At 70.5% G+C, this 16,251-nt stretch carries 13 protein-coding genes and 1 rRNA gene; 6 read left to right on the top strand and 8 right to left on the bottom strand.

Features of this window, described 5'->3' with window-relative positions:
• Window positions 1-230 precede the first annotated feature (230 nt).
• Entirely contained in the window at window positions 231-1,436 is a 1,206-nt protein-coding gene (locus tag AB0I98_RS41275) for a crosslink repair DNA glycosylase YcaQ family protein (protein ID WP_362950918.1), read from the top strand.
• A gap of 3 nt (window positions 1,437-1,439) precedes the next feature.
• Here the strand turns inward: AB0I98_RS41275 and AB0I98_RS41270 are convergent, their stop codons facing one another.
• From AB0I98_RS41270 to mtnA, 7 genes are all read right to left on the bottom strand, one after another.
• On the bottom strand, window positions 1,440-2,186 hold the full coding sequence (locus AB0I98_RS41270) for a response regulator transcription factor (RefSeq protein WP_362950916.1): 747 nt from the start codon (window positions 2,184-2,186) through the stop codon (window positions 1,440-1,442).
• Window positions 2,187-2,388: 202 nt separating this feature from the next.
• Complete coding sequence (gene raiA, locus AB0I98_RS41265) at window positions 2,389-3,114, bottom strand: ribosome-associated translation inhibitor RaiA (RefSeq protein ID WP_210580259.1); 726 nt, start codon at window positions 3,112-3,114, stop codon at window positions 2,389-2,391.
• Between the two features lie 280 nt (window positions 3,115-3,394).
• Window positions 3,395-4,306, bottom strand: a complete 912-nt coding sequence (locus tag AB0I98_RS41260; protein WP_362950914.1) for a ComF family protein — start codon at window positions 4,304-4,306, stop codon at window positions 3,395-3,397.
• Between the two features lie 108 nt (window positions 4,307-4,414).
• Window positions 4,415-6,247 (bottom strand): LpqB family beta-propeller domain-containing protein, encoded by a 1,833-nt coding sequence (locus AB0I98_RS41255; RefSeq protein ID WP_362950912.1) that lies wholly within the window; start codon window positions 6,245-6,247, stop codon window positions 4,415-4,417.
• A complete protein-coding gene (gene mtrB / locus AB0I98_RS41250; protein WP_362950910.1) occupies window positions 6,237-8,303 on the bottom strand; it encodes an MtrAB system histidine kinase MtrB in 2,067 nt (688 codons plus the stop codon). The genes AB0I98_RS41255 and mtrB overlap by 11 nt, the downstream gene beginning before the upstream one ends.
• A gap of 1 nt (window position 8,304) precedes the next feature.
• On the bottom strand, window positions 8,305-8,994 hold the full coding sequence (mtrA, locus tag AB0I98_RS41245) for a two-component system response regulator MtrA (protein WP_015659998.1): 690 nt from the start codon (window positions 8,992-8,994) through the stop codon (window positions 8,305-8,307).
• A gap of 165 nt (window positions 8,995-9,159) precedes the next feature.
• On the bottom strand, window positions 9,160-10,308 hold the full coding sequence (gene mtnA, locus AB0I98_RS41240; protein WP_362950908.1) for an S-methyl-5-thioribose-1-phosphate isomerase: 1,149 nt from the start codon (window positions 10,306-10,308) through the stop codon (window positions 9,160-9,162).
• Window positions 10,309-10,449: 141 nt separating this feature from the next.
• Here mtnA and AB0I98_RS41235 point away from each other — a divergent pair, with 141 nt between their 5' ends.
• From AB0I98_RS41235 to AB0I98_RS41215, 5 genes are read left to right on the top strand one after another with little or no spacing between them, the layout of a single operon-like run.
• Window positions 10,450-11,811 carry a glycerophosphoryl diester phosphodiesterase membrane domain-containing protein gene (locus AB0I98_RS41235; RefSeq protein ID WP_362950906.1) on the top strand — a complete coding sequence of 454 codons (1,362 nt, stop codon included), beginning with the start codon at window positions 10,450-10,452 and terminating at the stop codon, window positions 11,809-11,811.
• 4 nt (window positions 11,812-11,815) lie between these two features.
• On the top strand, window positions 11,816-12,586 hold the full coding sequence (locus AB0I98_RS41230; RefSeq protein ID WP_362950904.1) for a DUF4129 domain-containing protein: 771 nt from the start codon (window positions 11,816-11,818) through the stop codon (window positions 12,584-12,586).
• Window positions 12,583-13,779 carry a DUF4350 domain-containing protein gene (locus tag AB0I98_RS41225; protein WP_362950902.1) on the top strand — a complete coding sequence of 399 codons (1,197 nt, stop codon included), beginning with the start codon at window positions 12,583-12,585 and terminating at the stop codon, window positions 13,777-13,779. Before AB0I98_RS41230 ends, AB0I98_RS41225 begins: the two co-directional genes overlap by 4 nt.
• Entirely contained in the window at window positions 13,779-14,768 is a 990-nt protein-coding gene (locus AB0I98_RS41220; RefSeq protein ID WP_362950949.1) for a MoxR family ATPase, read from the top strand. The genes AB0I98_RS41225 and AB0I98_RS41220 overlap by 1 nt, the downstream gene beginning before the upstream one ends.
• Window positions 14,768-16,078 carry a DUF58 domain-containing protein gene (locus AB0I98_RS41215; RefSeq protein WP_362950900.1) on the top strand — a complete coding sequence of 437 codons (1,311 nt, stop codon included), beginning with the start codon at window positions 14,768-14,770 and terminating at the stop codon, window positions 16,076-16,078. The genes AB0I98_RS41220 and AB0I98_RS41215 overlap by 1 nt, the downstream gene beginning before the upstream one ends.
• An 81-nt stretch (window positions 16,079-16,159) precedes the next feature.
• On the opposite strand, the gene rrf is transcribed toward AB0I98_RS41215, so the two are convergent.
• Window positions 16,160-16,251, bottom strand: a 5S ribosomal RNA gene (rrf, locus tag AB0I98_RS41210); the annotation flags it as partial.

Genomic DNA, 16,251 nt, shown 5'->3' with positions numbered 1-16,251 from the left:
CCTAGGGGCGCCTCACTTGTCGACGCCGGTCCGCGTATTTCAGCCCGTCCGGCGTTTGAGGACGAGGCTGTTCAGGCCGAAGCGGGGGTCTGGGGGCGCAGCCCCCAGGGATGGGACGGGTAGGGGCGGCGGGGGCGAAACACCGCGACTCCCACACCCACACCGCGCACCCACACAACAAACCCGCAGCTCACCCCCACTGTCAGACCCACCCCCTATCGTGCGGAACCATGACGACCCTCCCGCGCCCGAGCACGGAACTCTCCGCAGACGACGCCCGCCGCCTCGCCCTCCGCGCCCAGGGCTTCATCGGCGCCCCCGACCGCCGATCCGGTGTCCGCGGCCTCCTCCGCCACCTCGGCGCGGTCCAACTCGACACCATCTCGGTCCTGGCCCGCTCCCACGAACTCATCCCGTACGCCCGCCTGGGCGCAGTAAGCCGCAAGACCATCGAGAGCGCCTACTGGACGACGCCCGCATCCGAGGCCACCCCTCCCGCACAACCGCACGCCTTCGAATACTGGTCCCACGCCGCCTGCATACTCCCCATCGAGGAGTGGCCCCACTTCGCCTTCCGCCGCCGCGCCTACCGCAACCGCCCGCACTGGAACCACGAACTCCCGGACGGCACCTACGACCAGGTGATCAAGCAGCTGCAAGCGGAAGGCCCCCTCACCGCCACAGAGTTGGGCGGCGCCAAGAGAACCAGCGAGTGGTGGGACTGGTCCGGCGCAAAGGTCGCCGTGGAGCGCGCCCTGATGCACGGCGAGGTGGTCTGCGTGTCACGCCGCGGCTGGAAGCGGGTCTACGACCTGGCCGAACGCGCGATCCCGGGGACCCTGCTGCACGACGACCTCGACGACACCGAGTGCCTCCGCAGACTGGTCCGCCTCGCCGGCCAGTCCCTGGGCGTCGGCACCCGCGCGGACATCGCCGACTACCACCGCCTCAAGGGCGACCAGGTCGATGCGGTGATCGCCGACTCGGGCCTGGTCCCAGTCACGGTCGAGGGCTGGGGCAAACCGGCCTGGGCCGACCCGGCGGCCCTGGAGACCCCTCCACGCGGCCGCCACCGCACCACGCTCCTGTCCCCCTTCGACTCACTGATCTGGGAACGGGCGCGCACCGAGCGGATCTTCGGCTTCACCCACCGCCTGGAGGCCTACGTCCCCAAGCCGAAGCGCGTGTACGGCTATTTCGCGATGCCGGTCCTGGCAGGGGGCCGCCTCGTCGGCCGCGTCGACCCGGCCCGCGAAGGCCGCACCCTGGTGGCCAAGCAAGTCACCCTGGACGGCCCGAAGGCAGCCCCAGCCGTCGCCCAGGCCCTGGCCGAAGCGGCAAGCTGGGTCGACTGCACGGACGTACGCGTGGAGCGCGTGGACGCCCCGGAACTGCGCGAGCCCCTCGCAAGGGAACTCACCCGCATACTGGCGTGATCGTCAGCGGATCTCGAGGATCTTCTCCCGCATCGCATACACGACCGCTTCCATCCTGGAGTGCAGCTGCAGCTTCTCCAGGATGTTGCGGACATGGTTCTTCACGGTGTTCTCGGAGATGAACAACTCCTTGGCGATATCGCGGTTGTTCATCCCCGTGGCGACGAGCTTGAGCACTTCCAGCTCGCGGTCCGTCAGCCGCGGCGCAGGCACCAGCCGACGCTCGTCGGTCCGCTGAATCATCGACTTGAACTCGGTGAGCAGCTTCGACGCCATGGAAGGGCTGATCTGCGACTGCCCGTCGGCCACCGCGCGAATGGCGGTGGCCACCTCGTCCGTCGAGATCTCCTTGAGGAGATAACCGGTCGCGCCCGCCTTGATGGCCTCGTAGAGATCGGCTTCCTCGTCGCTGATGGTCAGCATGATGATTTTGGCACTGGGGGCCACTTCCTTGATCGAGGTGCACGCCTCGATCCCGCCCCGCTTGGGCATCCGTACGTCCATCAGGACGATGTCCGGCAGCAGATCGGCGGCCTTGTCGACGGCCTCCGCGCCGTCGCCCGCCTCCCCGATGACCTGGATGTCCTCCTCGGCCGCGAGCACGATCTCCAGGCCACGACGGAAGAGGGCGTGGTCGTCCACGACCAGGACGCGGATCGGCTCCTTACGTGGTGAGCCCGTGTCCGGGCCCATGCCGGCGACGCCGTCGTCGGCGTCTCCGTCATGCATCGGTCCGAAGCTGTCCGCCATCGTTCCTCCCCCTGAAGGCTGTGGCTGGTCCTGTGCCATCGCCAACCCAAGGCAACGGCCCACCGGTTGGGCCGGTCCGGCCATGATTCCATGCCCGGACGACACTGAGGTGACAGAGCGGGGCGCGAAGTGGTCGCACACGGGTGCCCCTGGGGGCGCATACGCGCTCCAGGGGCACTGTCAGGTGTGCCGGCCGGATGCGTCAGCCACCCAGCGTGCCGCCTGCCGCAGGGGACTGCGCCTGGGCGACCATCGGGTCCGTGTTGAGGTGGATGACGCCGTAGTCGTATGCGTGCCGCCGGTAGACGACGCTCGGCTCCTTCGTCTCGGAGTCGACGAACAGATAGAAGTCGTGCCCGACCAGTTCCATCTCGTAGAGGGCCTGGTCGAGGGTCATCGGAGAGGCGACGTGGGTCTTCTCGCGGACTACGAGGGGGCCTTCACCCTTCACTTCCAGCGAGCCGATCTTCTTGACGGGCACGCCGTCCGAGTCTTCGTCGTGGACGGTGTGGCCGTTCCCGTTGAGCGTCGCCGCTCCCGGAACGTGGTCGGGGACCTCGGCTGCCGTGAGCCGTCGCGCGCCCCGGCGTGTGTGGCGCTTGTCGTGCTGCTTGCGCAGCCGGGCATCCAGCTTCTCCGCCGCCAGGTCGAGTGCCGCATACGGATCGCTGGCCGCCGCCTCCGCCCGGATCACCGGACCGCGGGAGCGGAGCGTGATCTCCACTCGATCCGATCGGTCGGCCTGTCGCGGGTTCGGCTCCTTGGACACCTCGACGTCGAGGCTGATCACCTTGCCATCGAGCTTCTGGATCTTCTCCAGCTTCAGCTTCTCGGCCACGTGCTTGCGGAACCGCTCGGGCACCTCGGTCTTGCGGCCCTTGACGACGATGTCCACGCAGAACTCCGTTCCCGGATCGCTCCGCTTCAGTGGCGGAGCAGCTCCCTTTTGCATCAGGCTCCGGTGAGGCCGGAACCTCGGACTCGGTGACGTTCACCTCCTCCTCCCCCGCGGGCAAGATCTCCACCCCGCCGGCCCGGTGATTGCGCAAAACCCGCGGCACGGCATTCGGATATGCGAGGTATGGCCTGGGCCTTTCCCTCACAACCGAACATATCTCGCCTGGACGGATGTCGTCACCCTCTACCGCGGCGTACCTCCACTCAGGTGAATTGCTCCTCTCATAACCTGCAACGATGCGCGTTCACAGTCAGTTCCGGTTTATTTCGAAAGAATCCGGCGAGGCCGCGACCACAGCCGCGCAGATCTTGTCGCCGGCCCGGCGCGGGCCCGCCATTCCTGGCACTCCGTGCCTTCGGTCCACTGCCTCGTCCATTGATCCAGTCCTTCGTTCCTCTGTCCTTTCCCGAGGCGCCACGGCATACACCGCCGTAGCCCTTCTTGCGTACGTTTCCGGCCCGTCTGCCCCGCTGTACCCAGCCGTCCCGTCCGCTCCTCCGCAAGCGGCCACGGCCGCTGTCGCCGCCCGTACGGCTTGCGCCGCCTCTGTCAGGGAGGCGCCCGTCGTCATCAGGTCGTCGACGAGCACGACCGGGCCCGCGGTGAGCAGGCCTGCGCCTGCGGACGCCACCGCCAGCGCGCCCGCGAGATTGTCCAGCCGCTGCCGGGAGTTGAGCCCCGCCTGGTCGGCCACGGCCCTTCGCTGCCGCAGCACGGCGACCACCCGCGCCGGCACCCCGCCCCGCCGCAACTCCCCCGCGGCGGCGAGTGCGATCCGCCGAGCCGGATCATGCCCCCGAGCCCGCACCGCTCCCCGCGCGGAGGGCACGGGAACGAGCAGCACAGGCCGACTGTCAGGCGCCTGGTCGCTGGTCAGGCCCGCCCGCACAGCCCCTGCCAAGGCCATGCCCAGCGGTGCCGCGAGCGCCAGCGCGCCCCGCTCCTTGTGAGCGAGCAGCACCGCACGCACCTCGTCCGCGTACCGGGCGGCCGCGTGCACGGTCGGCAGCCCGGGCGGCTCCGGCACCGGCCGCACCCGGCGCGGTACGGCCCCGCTCAGCGCCGTACGGCACTCCGGGCAGAGCACCGTACGAGGCCGACCGCAGCCTCCGCACTCGGCCGGCAGCACCAGGTCGGTGAGGTCCTGCCACCACCCCCGCATGCCCACCACTGTGCCAACACCCGCGCCACGCGGCCACCCCTGTGGATAACGCCCTGTGGATAACTCCGGACGCCGACTGGACGGCCGTATCGCGGAGTCGGGCGAGCCTCACCCCGGATAAACCGGCGCCGAGCCCTCCGTGATCACCTTCTGCCACTGGGCCCCGGTCGGCAGGCGCACGATCCCGTCCTCCGAGTACGCCACGAGCGGCAGCCGCTCGTCCTCGGACGCGGCGATCTCCTTCACGCCGGTCAGAGCGGCGGGCGCCGGCCCTTCAGGTGTGGAGCCGTCGACGGCGGCATACCGCATCTGCTGCACGCCACCCTCCTCGCGCCCGACGACCACCAGTCGGCTGCCGCCGGCCCACGACATGGCAGTGATCTCTTCCAACTCCGGTGCCGCGGAATGCAGTCCGAAGACCGAGACGGCCTGGCTCTCGCCCACCTTCCCGCTCCGCTCGATCCGCCCGATGAGCAGGGACTGCTTGCCGCCCTTGTCGACGACGAGCGCGATCCGCACCCCGTCGGAGGCCACCCGGACGGATTCGATACGGCCGTCCAGCTCCGGCGTGTTCACCACGATCGGCTCGCCCGCGCCGTCCTCCAGCATCAGCAGCCTGGAGTGGTCGGGATCCTGGTCGGCCACCCACAGATCGCCCTGGCTGTCCCAGCTGGGCGTCGTCAAGCGGTCCTCCACCGAGCCGCCCGCGCTGCGCAGCACGGCCTCCCCGAGGGAACCGCTCGACACCATCGATCCGACGTACAGGAACTTGCCGTCCGCGGATACGGCAGCCGCCCTGTTCTCGTCGCGCGCGACCGCCACCGACCGCAGCTCGACGCCACCATCGCCCAGCGCGCCCGGCACCGCTTCGGAATGCTTGTCGCTGCTGTCGGCCGCCATCCGCACAAGCCGCTTCTTACCGTCGACGAAATACAGGTACTCGGCACGCTTCACCGCACCGCGCGCGGCGACCCCATCGGCGCTGTCCTCGGTGAGCGTGCACAGCTGGGCGTCGCCCGACTTCAGCTCGACCTCATCGACGGCGGGAGTGAGGTTCTGCAGGGTGAAGAGAATCTGGGCCGCCATCTCATTGCACTTGCTCAGCCCGACCCGCGCCGCCTTCTTGTTCAACGGAACGGTCAGCTTGTTCTGGTCGTCCGGCGTCAACGAGGTGACGCCCTTCCTCAGCGCCGTACCGGTCGGGAAGCTGGACCTGACGACCGACTTCAGCCAGGCGGTGGGCCCGTTGAGCAGGGAGCGCACCATCTGCGTCATCGGGTCGACATGCCGTCGTACGTACACCGGATCGGCGACCGCCGCAGGCTGCTGCACGACCGTCCCGGCCGCGGTGTTCGAGGCGAGGAAGTACTTGTCGACGGACATGTAGTTGCGCTGGAAGTCCGACCTGCCCATGACGACGCCCGGCGGCAGGCCGTCGATGCGCCACTGCTTGGTCTTCTCCTCCCGCACGAGATACACCGTCTGGCTGTAGTTCCCGCGCGCGGGCTCATACGCCTGCTGCTTGTCCACCGCGGCGACCTTGGTACCGGTGAGCGTGAAGGAGAAGTAGGCGCTGTCCTCGCGGGGCCCTGGGTCGGGCGTGGTGTCGGGCGCGCTGGCGAGCACCGTCGTGGACATCTCCGGCTGCCACTTCTTCGCGGCCCTTGGGGTCAGGTACTTGCGCGCCGTCTCATAGTGCGGATCGTCGCTGGTCAGCGCCTCCAGAAAGCCGTCCACGATCTGCTGGGGCTGAGCGCCCTCGGAGGGCGGCATCGCGAAGACGCGCACCTGTGAGTCCTGGCGCGGGGTGGATTCGACGCCGCGCAGATCCCCGCTGTCGGGCATCGAGGCGCATCCGGCCAGCAGTACGCCGCCACAGACGGCGTACGCCATCGCGCGCACCGGTCGACGCCGCGCGCCCCCCTCGCGGTCAGCGCCCACGAAATGCCTCCCCTTGCTGTTCCACGTCCTGCGACCCGGCGTCCGCGCGGTCCGAGGACACGCCGCGCGGCCCCTCCGCAGCCGGCGTGTCGTCCTGTCGTCGGGTGCCTGAAGTCGGCCGGGGCACCACGCGCGCGCCGTTGCCGGGCAGCGCCGTCGGGTCCGCCGTCGGCGCCACGGCGGCCAGCCGCGGTGTGATCGACATCTGCGGCCCCTGCTCGCCCGCCGGCTGCGCCGGCACGGTCGCGGTCTTCTCGCCACCGCCGTGCGGCAGTCCGGCGTCGTCAAGTCCGCGATTGCGTCGCGAGTCCTTCGGCTCCAGCGGTATCGGGGAGCCCCGCAGCGGCTCGTCCGCGGTCCTCGGCAGCGTCAGCCGGAACTGCGAGCCGCCGCCCGGCTCACCCCATGCCTGCAACCAGCCCCCGTGCAGCCGCGCGTCCTCCAGGGCGATCGACAGCCCCAGCCCCGTACCACCGGTGGTACGCGCGCGTGCCGGGTCGGCCCGCCAGAACCGGCTGAAGACGCGAGTCGCCTCGCCGGGCTTGAGCCCGACTCCGTAGTCACGCACCGCGACAGCGACCGCCCCGCCCGCCGCGGCGAGCTTGACGACGACGTCCTTGCCCTCGCCGTGCTCCACAGCGTTGACGATGAGGTTGCGCAGGACACGCTCCACCCGCCTCGCGTCCGCCTCCGCGACGACGGGCTGCTGGTCGCCGACGACCCGTATGCGCGTGCCCTTGCGCTCGGCGAGCGGCTCGGCACCGCTGACGACCCGCCGTACGACCTCCCTGAGGTCTATCGGCTCGGCCTCCAGCGCCGCCGCGCCCGCGTCGAAGCGGCTGATCTCCAGCAGATCCGCGAGCAGCGACTCGAACCGGTCCAACTGGTCAGCCAGCAGCTCCGCCGACCGCGCGGTCACGGGATCGAAGTCCTCCCGCGCCTCGTGGATCACGTCGGCGGCCATCCGCACGGTCGTCAGCGGCGTCCGCAGCTCGTGCGAGACATCGGAGACGAACCGCCGCTGCATCCGCGACAGGTCCTCCAGCTGCTGGATCTTCAGCTGCAGGTTCTGCGCCATCTTGTTGAAGGCCTCGCCGAGCCGCGCGATGTCGTCCTCGCCGGTGACCTTCATACGTTCCTGCAGGCGCCCCGCAGACAGCCGCTCGGCGATGCCCGCGGCCATCCGAACCGGGGTGACGACCTGGCGCACCACCAGCCAGGCAATGGCCCCGAGGAGAACGACCACGAACAGCCCGGCCGTCGCCAACGTCCCCTTGACCAGGCTCAGCGACTTCTCCTCCTGGGTGAGCGGGAAGAGGTAGTACAGCTGGTACGGGTCGCGGTTCGGGTCGTCGACCTGCTTGCCGATGACCAGGGCCGGCTGGGACTCCTTGTCGGTGTTGTAGATGATGCGGGTGTAGCTCTGGAACGCCGCGGTGCTGGCGTCGACGCGTTCACGCAGCTCCTCGGGAACGCTGGCGAACGGGTCGACGTAACCCGAGGCGCGCGGTCCGCGCCCACCGCCGGTTTCGTCGCCCACGGGGAGCGTGACGACGTCGAAGGCGCCCTGGCCACCGCTGGACAGCGAGGAGACCAGATCGCTCATCCATTCGATGACGTTCTGCGCGGGACGGCCGTCCGCCGTGGTGGCGTCGTCGACGGTCCCGCTGGCCGTCTCCTCGGCGTTCTGCTTGGCGACCGCGAAACCACCGGTGGCCTGGCTCTGCGAGGCCTTCACCTTGGCGTCCAGCAGGCCGTTGCGCACCTGCCCGATGACGACGAAGCCAAGCAGCAGGACCACGCCCAGCGACATCAGCAGCGTCGTGACGACGACCTTGAGCTGGATGTTGCGCCGCCACAACCGCATCACGGGCAGCAGCGGCCGACGCACCCAGCGCATGAACAGGCGCAGCACCGGACTGCCCTGGACTCCACCCTGCAGCAGCCCGCCCTCCAGGAAACGTCCCCAGCGGGAGCCCGCAGCCTTCCGGCCGACAGGCCGCCCCGCGCGGCCCCCGGGCTTGCCGGGCGCCGAAGCGGCACTGTCCCCGGACATGTCAGCTCGGCCCGGCCTTGTAGCCGACACCACGGACAGTCACCACGATCTCCGGCCGCTCCGGGTCCTTCTCGACCTTCGACCGCAGCCGCTGCACATGCACGTTGACAAGGCGCGTGTCGGCCGCGTGCCGGTAGCCCCAGACCTGCTCGAGCAGAACCTCACGAGTGAACACCTGCCACGGCTTACGGGCCAGCGCCACCAGCAGATCGAACTCCAACGGCGTCAGCGCGATCGACTGCCCGTCCCGCTTCACAGAGTGACCGGCCACATCGATGACCAGGTCACCGATGGCAAGCTGCTCGGGCGCCGGCTCCTCGGACCTCCGCAGCCGCGCCCGGATCCGGGCAACCAGCTCCTTCGGCTTGAACGGCTTCACGATGTAGTCGTCCGCGCCCGACTCCAGGCCCACGACGACATCGACGGTGTCGCTCTTCGCCGTCAGCATCACGATCGGCACACCCGACTCCGCCCTGATCAGGCGGCACACCTCGATGCCGTCCCGACCGGGCAGCATCAGGTCGAGCAGCACCAGGTCGGGCTTGGTCTCACGGAAAGCAGCCAGCGCCTTGTCGCCGTCGGCCACAAAAGACGGCTCAAAACCTTCACCACGCAGCACAATGCCGAGCATCTCGGCAAGTGCGGTGTCGTCGTCGACGACAAGGACTCGTCCCTTCATAAACGACATCATCCCATTCTCGTAACATTGGCGAAGGTACTGGTGAGACACGTCACTGGCCCGTGACGATAGTCGTATCCAACCGTCACTGTCTGCCCTGGGCCAGCGGCCCCCTTCCAGACACGAACGTGAACGGGATCCAGACCGCCCTTCCCCACAGGATCGCAGAACATCCCGTCAACTGAGCGTGACCTCCCGAGACCTGGCACACAGCTCTGCCAGGGCCTCAGCCGTCACAGGGGAAACAGCGCCCTCCTCCGTGACGATCGCCGTCACCAGCTCGGGCGGGGTCACATCGAACGCGGGGTTGTACGCCTGTGTCCCCAGCGGCGCCACCGCAATCCCGCCTCCCGCCTCCGCACCGGCCACCGGCACCTGGGGCGCCGTCACCTCGGTCACCTCATGGCCGGCCCGCTGCTCGACCTCGATGGACGCTCCGTCCGGCGTGTCCGGATCCACCGTCGTCACCGGCGCCACCACGATGAACGGCACATGGTGGTAGCGCGCGAGCACCGCGAGCGGATAGCTCCCCACCTTGTTCGCCACCGAGCCGTCGGCCGCGATACGGTCCGCCCCGATCAGCACCGCGTCCACCTCCCCGGCCGCGAACAGCGACCCCGCCGCGTTGTCGGTCAGCAAGGTGTACGCCATGCCGCTGCGCGCCGCCTCGTACGCCGTCAGCCGAGCGCCCTGCAGCAGCGGGCGTGTCTCGTCCACCCACAGCCGCCGCAGCCGGCCCGCCCGATGCGCGGCGAGCGCCACCGCGAACGCCGTCCCCTCACCACCCGACACCAGCCGCCCGGTGTTGCAGTGTGTGAGGATCCTGTGCCCACCGCCGGGCAGCAGCTCGTCCAGGAGCGCCAGCCCTTTCTCGGCCATCCGCGCACTGGCTTCGGCGTCCTCCTGGTGCAGCGCACGCGCCGCAGCCAGCGCCGCCCGGGCGGACTGCTCCGGATCACCACTCCTGCCAAGTTCCGCCCGGTACGCGGCCTCGGCCCGGCGCACCCCGACGGCGAGGTTCACCGCGGTGGGCCGGGCGCTCGCCAGCGAGCTCGCGGCGTCGGCCACGTCGAAACCGCGCGCGGCGGCGAGCGCGACCCCGTACGCCCCCGCGATACCCAGCAGTGGCGCCCCGCGCACGGCGAGTGAACGGATCGCCTCCACCAGCGCGGGTGCGTCCGTACACACCAGTTCGACCTCCTCGACCGGCAGCCTGGTCTGGTCGAGGAGGATCACCACCGGGCCTTCGGGTGGCTCTTCCCAGCGGATCGCCGGTATCTCGGTCGACTGGTTGTCCTCGCCGGATTGCGCGTACTGATCAGCCATGCGGTCAGTCTGCCCCTTACCCGGCGGACAATTGAAGGTGTCCACCCCAGACCGCGGCCGGTCACTCGTCGACCACCCCATGGCACGATGGCTGCCAACCTGCCGCCGCGACCGCGGAATGGGCACCGTGAAGGAGCGACGATGAACGACACTCCGGGCTGGGCTTCGCCCGGATCTGCCCCGTCCGACGGACAGCAACCCGGTGCATCGGGCCCTGCCGAGCCCGTCGACCGGCCCGGCCCCGAACAGCCTGCGGACCAGCCGGGCCCGGATGCGACGGGCTCCGGCTCGAAGTGGTCCAAGGAGCAGCCGCCACCTGCCCAGTGGTCGGCACCCACCGGACCGGCGACCGGCCCCGGCCAGGCCCCGCCACCGCCTCCGCCCGGCCCGGGCTGGGGCAACCGACCTCCCGCCGGCCCTGGCGGCTACGGAGGCTACGGAGGCTACGGAGGCCCTGGCGCTCCCGGCGGACACAGCGGCTGGGGCGGCGGCTGGGGCGGTCCCCCGCCCGCGGCCAAGCCCGGTGTGATCCCGCTCCGCCCGCTCGGCGTGGGCGAGATCCTGGACGGCGCTGTCTCCACCATGCGCTCCTACTGGCGCACGGTGCTGGGCATCGCGCTGACCGTCGCCGTCCTCACGGAGATCATCGTCATCCTGCTCCAGGGCTTCGTCCTGGACGACCGCGCCAGCACCGAGGCCCTCAACGATCCGAGTGCCAGCCTCGACGAGCTGACCCGCGCCCTGGGCGACACCATGCTCACCACGAGCGTCGTCTTCCTGGTCTCCCTGATCGGCACCATCGCCGCGACCGCCCTGCTCACGACCGTCACCAGCCGGGCAGTGCTCGGCAAGTCCGTGACCACCGGCGAGGCCTGGCGCGACGCCCGTCCGCAGGTGGCGAAGCTGTTCGGCCTGATCTTCCTGCTGCTGCTCATCGCCTTCGGCGTGATCCTGGGCGGCGCGACGCCCGGCATCATCGTGGCCGCAGCGGGTGCCGGTGCCGCCGGTGCCGCCCTCGCCATCCTGGGCAGCCTCGCCGCGGGCGTGGTCGCCCTGTGGCTGATGATCCGCTTCTCCCTCGCCTCCCCGGCGCTGATGCTGGAGAAGCAGAGCATCGTGAAGTCGATGAGCCGCTCCGCGAAACTGGTCCGCGGCTCCTGGTGGCGCGTCTTCGGCATCCAGCTGCTCGCCACGATCATCGCGAACATCGTCGCGTCGATCGTCGTCATCCCCTTCACCTTCCTGGGTGCGGCGGTCAGCGGAGGCGGCATGAGCAACTTCCTCGACACCGGGGGCAGCGACCTCGGCTGGACGTTCCTCATCGTCAGCGGGATCGGGGCGGTGATCGGCTCCATGATCACTTTCCCGATCACAGCCGGCGTCGCCGTGCTCCTCTACATCGACCAGCGCATCCGCCGCGAGGCCCTCGACCTCGAGCTGGCCCGCGCGGCCGGCGTGCAGGACTACGGCACGGGCGCCCCCGGCCCCACTCCGGGGAGCTGATGCGGTGAGCCTGGCGGGGGGAGTTCTCACGGCCGTACCGGAGCGCGTCGCCGGCACGGCCGCACGGGCACTGCTGCGCGCCGGTGAAGCCTCGGCGCTGTCGCGCTCCGACGACGAGCCGCCGCTGACCATCCCGCGCGACCCGGCGCGGGAGGCGGCTCGGCGCGAGCTGTCCAAAGGCATGTACCACGAGAACGACCCCAGCCTGTTCGAGCGGGCGCTGAACGCATTCTGGGACTGGGTCGGCAAGCTGTTCGGCGCCGCCTCTGCCGCCACTCCTGGAGGGACGCTCGGCCTGGTCGTCGTCATCCTGGTCGTCCTCGCAGCCCTGGCTGCCCTGTGGTGGCGCCTGGGCACCCCGCGGCGCGCTCCGGTCTCCTCCACCTCCCTGTTCGACGACCGCCCCCGCAGCGCAGCCGAGCATCGCGCCGCCGCCGAGGCACAGGCCGCCCAGGGCCACTGGAACCAGGCCGTCCAAGAACGCATGCGAGCCATCGTCCGCTCCCTGGAGGAACGCGCCCTCCTCGACGTCCGCCCCGGCCGCACCGCCGACGAGGCCGCCGCGGAAGCGGGCCGCGCCCTGCCCTCCGCCGCGGACCGGCTGAGCGCAGCCGCCCGGGACTTCGACGACGTGACATACGGGGGACGCGCGGCAACCGAGCAGTCGTACCACCGCATCGCCGAACTCGACCGCGACCTGGAGCGCACCAAACCGGTGCTCACCAGCAGCGCCCACAGCGCGGCCCAGAACGCCCGCCAGGGAGCCGCCGAATGACCACTGAGGCCACGCTCCCGTCCACCTCGGCCTCTCCCACCACCCGCCAGGTGTGGACCCGCACGCGAGGCGTCCTGCTCGCCCTCGTGCTGCTCCTGGTGGGAGCCATCGCGATCGCCGTAATCCAGTCCGACGCGCGGCACGGCCGACTCGACCCACGCTCTGCCGACCCCTACGGCAGCCGCGCCGTCGCCGAACTGCTCGCCGACCGCGGCGTATCCACGCGCGTGGTCACCACCCTGGACGAGGCTCGCAGCGCCGCCGGCCCGGACACCACACTCCTCGTGGCCGACCCCGACCTGCTGACAGCACGTCAACAGACACAGCTGCACACCGCGACCGATGCCTCCGGCGGACGCAGCATCCTGGTCGCGCCCGGCAGCTGGTCCGTCGAACGGCTCGCTCCCGGCGTCATCGCCGACCCCGCCACCAGCCTCGACTCGACGCTGTCCCCCGACTGCAATCTGCCGGCGGCCCGCCGCGCAGGAAGCGCCGACACCGGCGGCATCCGCTACACGGCCCTCCAGGTCGACGCCGACGAGTGCTACCCCAGCGAGCGCCTGGCCACCCTCGTGCGTGTCCCGGCGGCATCCGAGGGCGGCGACACCGTCGTCATCGGTGCGCCCGACATCCTCTTCAACGACCGCCTCGACAAGCAGGGCAACGCCTCGCTCGCCCTCCAACTCCTCGGCTCCCGCCCTCATCTGGTCTGGTACCTCCCCTCGCTCTCCGACTCCACCGCCGCAGGCACCGAGGGCGAGCGAGGCTTCTTCGACCTGCTCCCCTCGGGCTGGCTCTGGGGCACACTTCAGCTCTTCATCGCGGCAGCCCTGGCCGCCCTCTGGCGGGCACGGCGGCTCGGCCCTCTCGTGCTCGAAAATCTCCCCGTGGCGATCCGCGCCTCCGAAACCGTCGAAGGCCGCGCCCGCCTCTACCGCAAGGCCAACGCCCGCGACCGCGCGGCCGCCGCTCTTCGCTCCACCACCCGCACCCGCCTCGCCCCCCTTGTAGGCGTCCCCGTCGCCCAGGCACACGCGCCCGAAGCACTGCTCCCCGCGCTGTCCGCCCACCTCCACGGCGACGGACAGTCCCTGCACGCCCTCCTCTTCGGCCCGCCGCCCAGCGACGACGCGGCCCTCATCGCCCTCGCCGACCAACTCGACGCCCTCGAAAGAGAGGTACGCCGTCCATGATGGACCCGACCACTGACAACGCCGGGCCGACCGAGGACGCGGGCAACGCCCGAGCCGCCCTGGAGGCCCTGCGCGCCGAGATCGCCAAGGCCGTGGTCGGCCAGGATCCCGCCGTGACCGGCCTCGTCGTCGCCCTCCTCTGCCGCGGACACGTTCTCCTTGAAGGAGTCCCTGGGGTCGCCAAAACGTTGCTCGTCCGCGCCCTCGCGTCCGCACTCGAACTCGACACCAAGCGCGTCCAGTTCACCCCGGACCTGATGCCGAGCGATGTGACCGGCTCCCTCGTCTACGACACCCGCTCCGCGGAGTTCTCCTTCCAGCCCGGCCCGGTCTTCACCAACCTCCTCCTGGCGGACGAGATCAACCGAACGCCCCCCAAGACCCAGTCGTCTCTCCTGGAAGCCATGGAAGAACGCCAGGTCACGGTCGACGGCACTCCCCGCCCGCTCCCCGAGCCCTTCCTGGTCGCAGCGACCCAGAACCCGGTCGAGTACGAGGGCACCTACCCCCTCCCCGAGGCCCAGCTGGACCGTTTCCTCCTCAAACTCACGATCCCCCTCCCCTCCCGCCAGGACGAGATCGCCGTCCTCACCCGCCACGCCGACGGCTTCAACCCACGTGACCTGCGCGCCGCCGGCCTGCGCCCCGTCGCCGGCCCCGCGGCTCTCGAAGCCGCGCGCGCCGCAGTCGCCAAGACCGCCGTCTCCCCCGAAATCACCGGCTACGTCGTGGACATCTGCCGCGCGACCCGCGAATCCCCGTCCCTCACCCTCGGCGTCTCCCCACGCGGCGCCACCGCCCTCCTGGCCACCTCGCGCGCGTGGGCCTGGCTGACCGGCCGCGACTACGTCATCCCCGACGACGTCAAGGCTCTCGCCCTGCCCACACTCCGCCACCGCGTACAGCTCCGCCCGGAGGCCGAAATGGAGGGCGTGACAGCGGACTCCGTCATCAACGCGATCCTCACCCAGGTCCCGGTCCCCCGCTGATGGCCCTCACCGGACGCACCGCACTCCTCGCGGCCCTCGGCTCCCTCCCCGTAGGCATCTGGGAACCCGGCCTCACGGGCCTCCTCGCCGTCAACGCCCCCCTGGCGCTGGCCTGCGCGTGCGACTTCGCCCTGGCAGCGCCGGTACGACACCTGCGCCTGACCCGCTCCGGCGACACCTCCGCACGCCTGGGCGAGCAGGCCGACGTCACCCTCACGATCACCAACCCGTCACGCCGCCTGCTCCGGGCCCGCGTCCGCGACGCCTGGCCCCCCAGCAGCTGGCAACCCGGCACGGAAATCGCCGCCTCCCGCCATCGCCTCACAGTCCCCGCCGGCGAACGCCGCCGCATCACGACCCGTCTACGCCCCACCCGCCGCGGCGACCGCCAGGCAGACCGCGTCACGATCCGCTCATACGGCCCTCTCGGCCTCTTCGCCCGCCAGGGCACCCACAAAGTCCCCTGGACAGTCCGCGTCCTGCCCCCCTTCACCAGCCGCAAGCACCTCCCGTCGAAGCTCGCCCGCCTGCGCGAACTCGACGGCCGCACCAGCGTCCTCACCCGCGGAGAAGGCACAGAATTCGACAGCCTGCGCGAGTACGTCCCCGGCGACGACACCCGTTCCATCGACTGGCGCGCCACAGCTCGCCAGACCACGGTCGCCGTACGCACCTGGCGCCCCGAACGCGACCGCCACATCCTCCTGGTCCTCGACACCGGCCGCACCTCGGCCGGCCGCGTCGGCGACGCCCCACGCCTGGACGCCTCAATGGACGCGGCCCTGCTCCTGGCCGCCCTGGCATCCCGCGCCGGCGACCGCGTCGACCTACTCGCATACGACCGCCGGGTACGCGCTCTGGTCCAGGGCCGAGCAGCAGGCGACGTCCTCCCGTCCCTGGTCAACGCGATGGCAACACTCGAACCCGAGCTCGTCGAAACCGATTCCCGAGGTCTTACGGCCACTGCGCTCAGGACGGCCCCCCGCCGCTCTCTGATCGTGCTCCTGACAACCCTGGATGCGGCCCCCGTCGAAGAGGGCCTGCTCCCCGTCCTCGCCCGCCTCACCCAGCGACACACGGTCCTGCTGGCATCCGTCGCAGACCCGAACATCGCCCACATGGCCACGGCACGCGGCAACACAGAAGCCATCTACGAATCCGCAGCCGCCGCCCAGGCCCAAAGCGAACGCCATCGCACAGCGGAACAGCTCCGACGTCATGGAGTCACGGTCGTGGACGCGACACCTGATGAGCTGGCTCCAACACTGGCCGATGCATATCTGGCACTAAAGGCGGCTGGACGCCTTTAGCCAGGAGGGCAGGACCCGGCTGCCTACCCAAAACGCAATTAGGGCCCACACCAAAAGGTGTGGGCCCTAATTTTAAAATTTGTTCGGCGGTGTCCTACTCTCCCACAGGGTCCCCCCTGCAGTACCATCGGCGCTGTAAGGCTTAGCTTCCGGGTTCGGAATGTAACCGGGCG

Source organism: Streptomyces sp. NPDC050211, assembly GCF_040656035.1.
Taxonomy (GTDB): domain Bacteria; phylum Actinomycetota; class Actinomycetes; order Streptomycetales; family Streptomycetaceae; genus Streptomyces.
The sequence above is the reverse complement of the archived record's forward strand: the minus strand, read 5'-3'. Positions and strand labels throughout refer to the sequence as shown.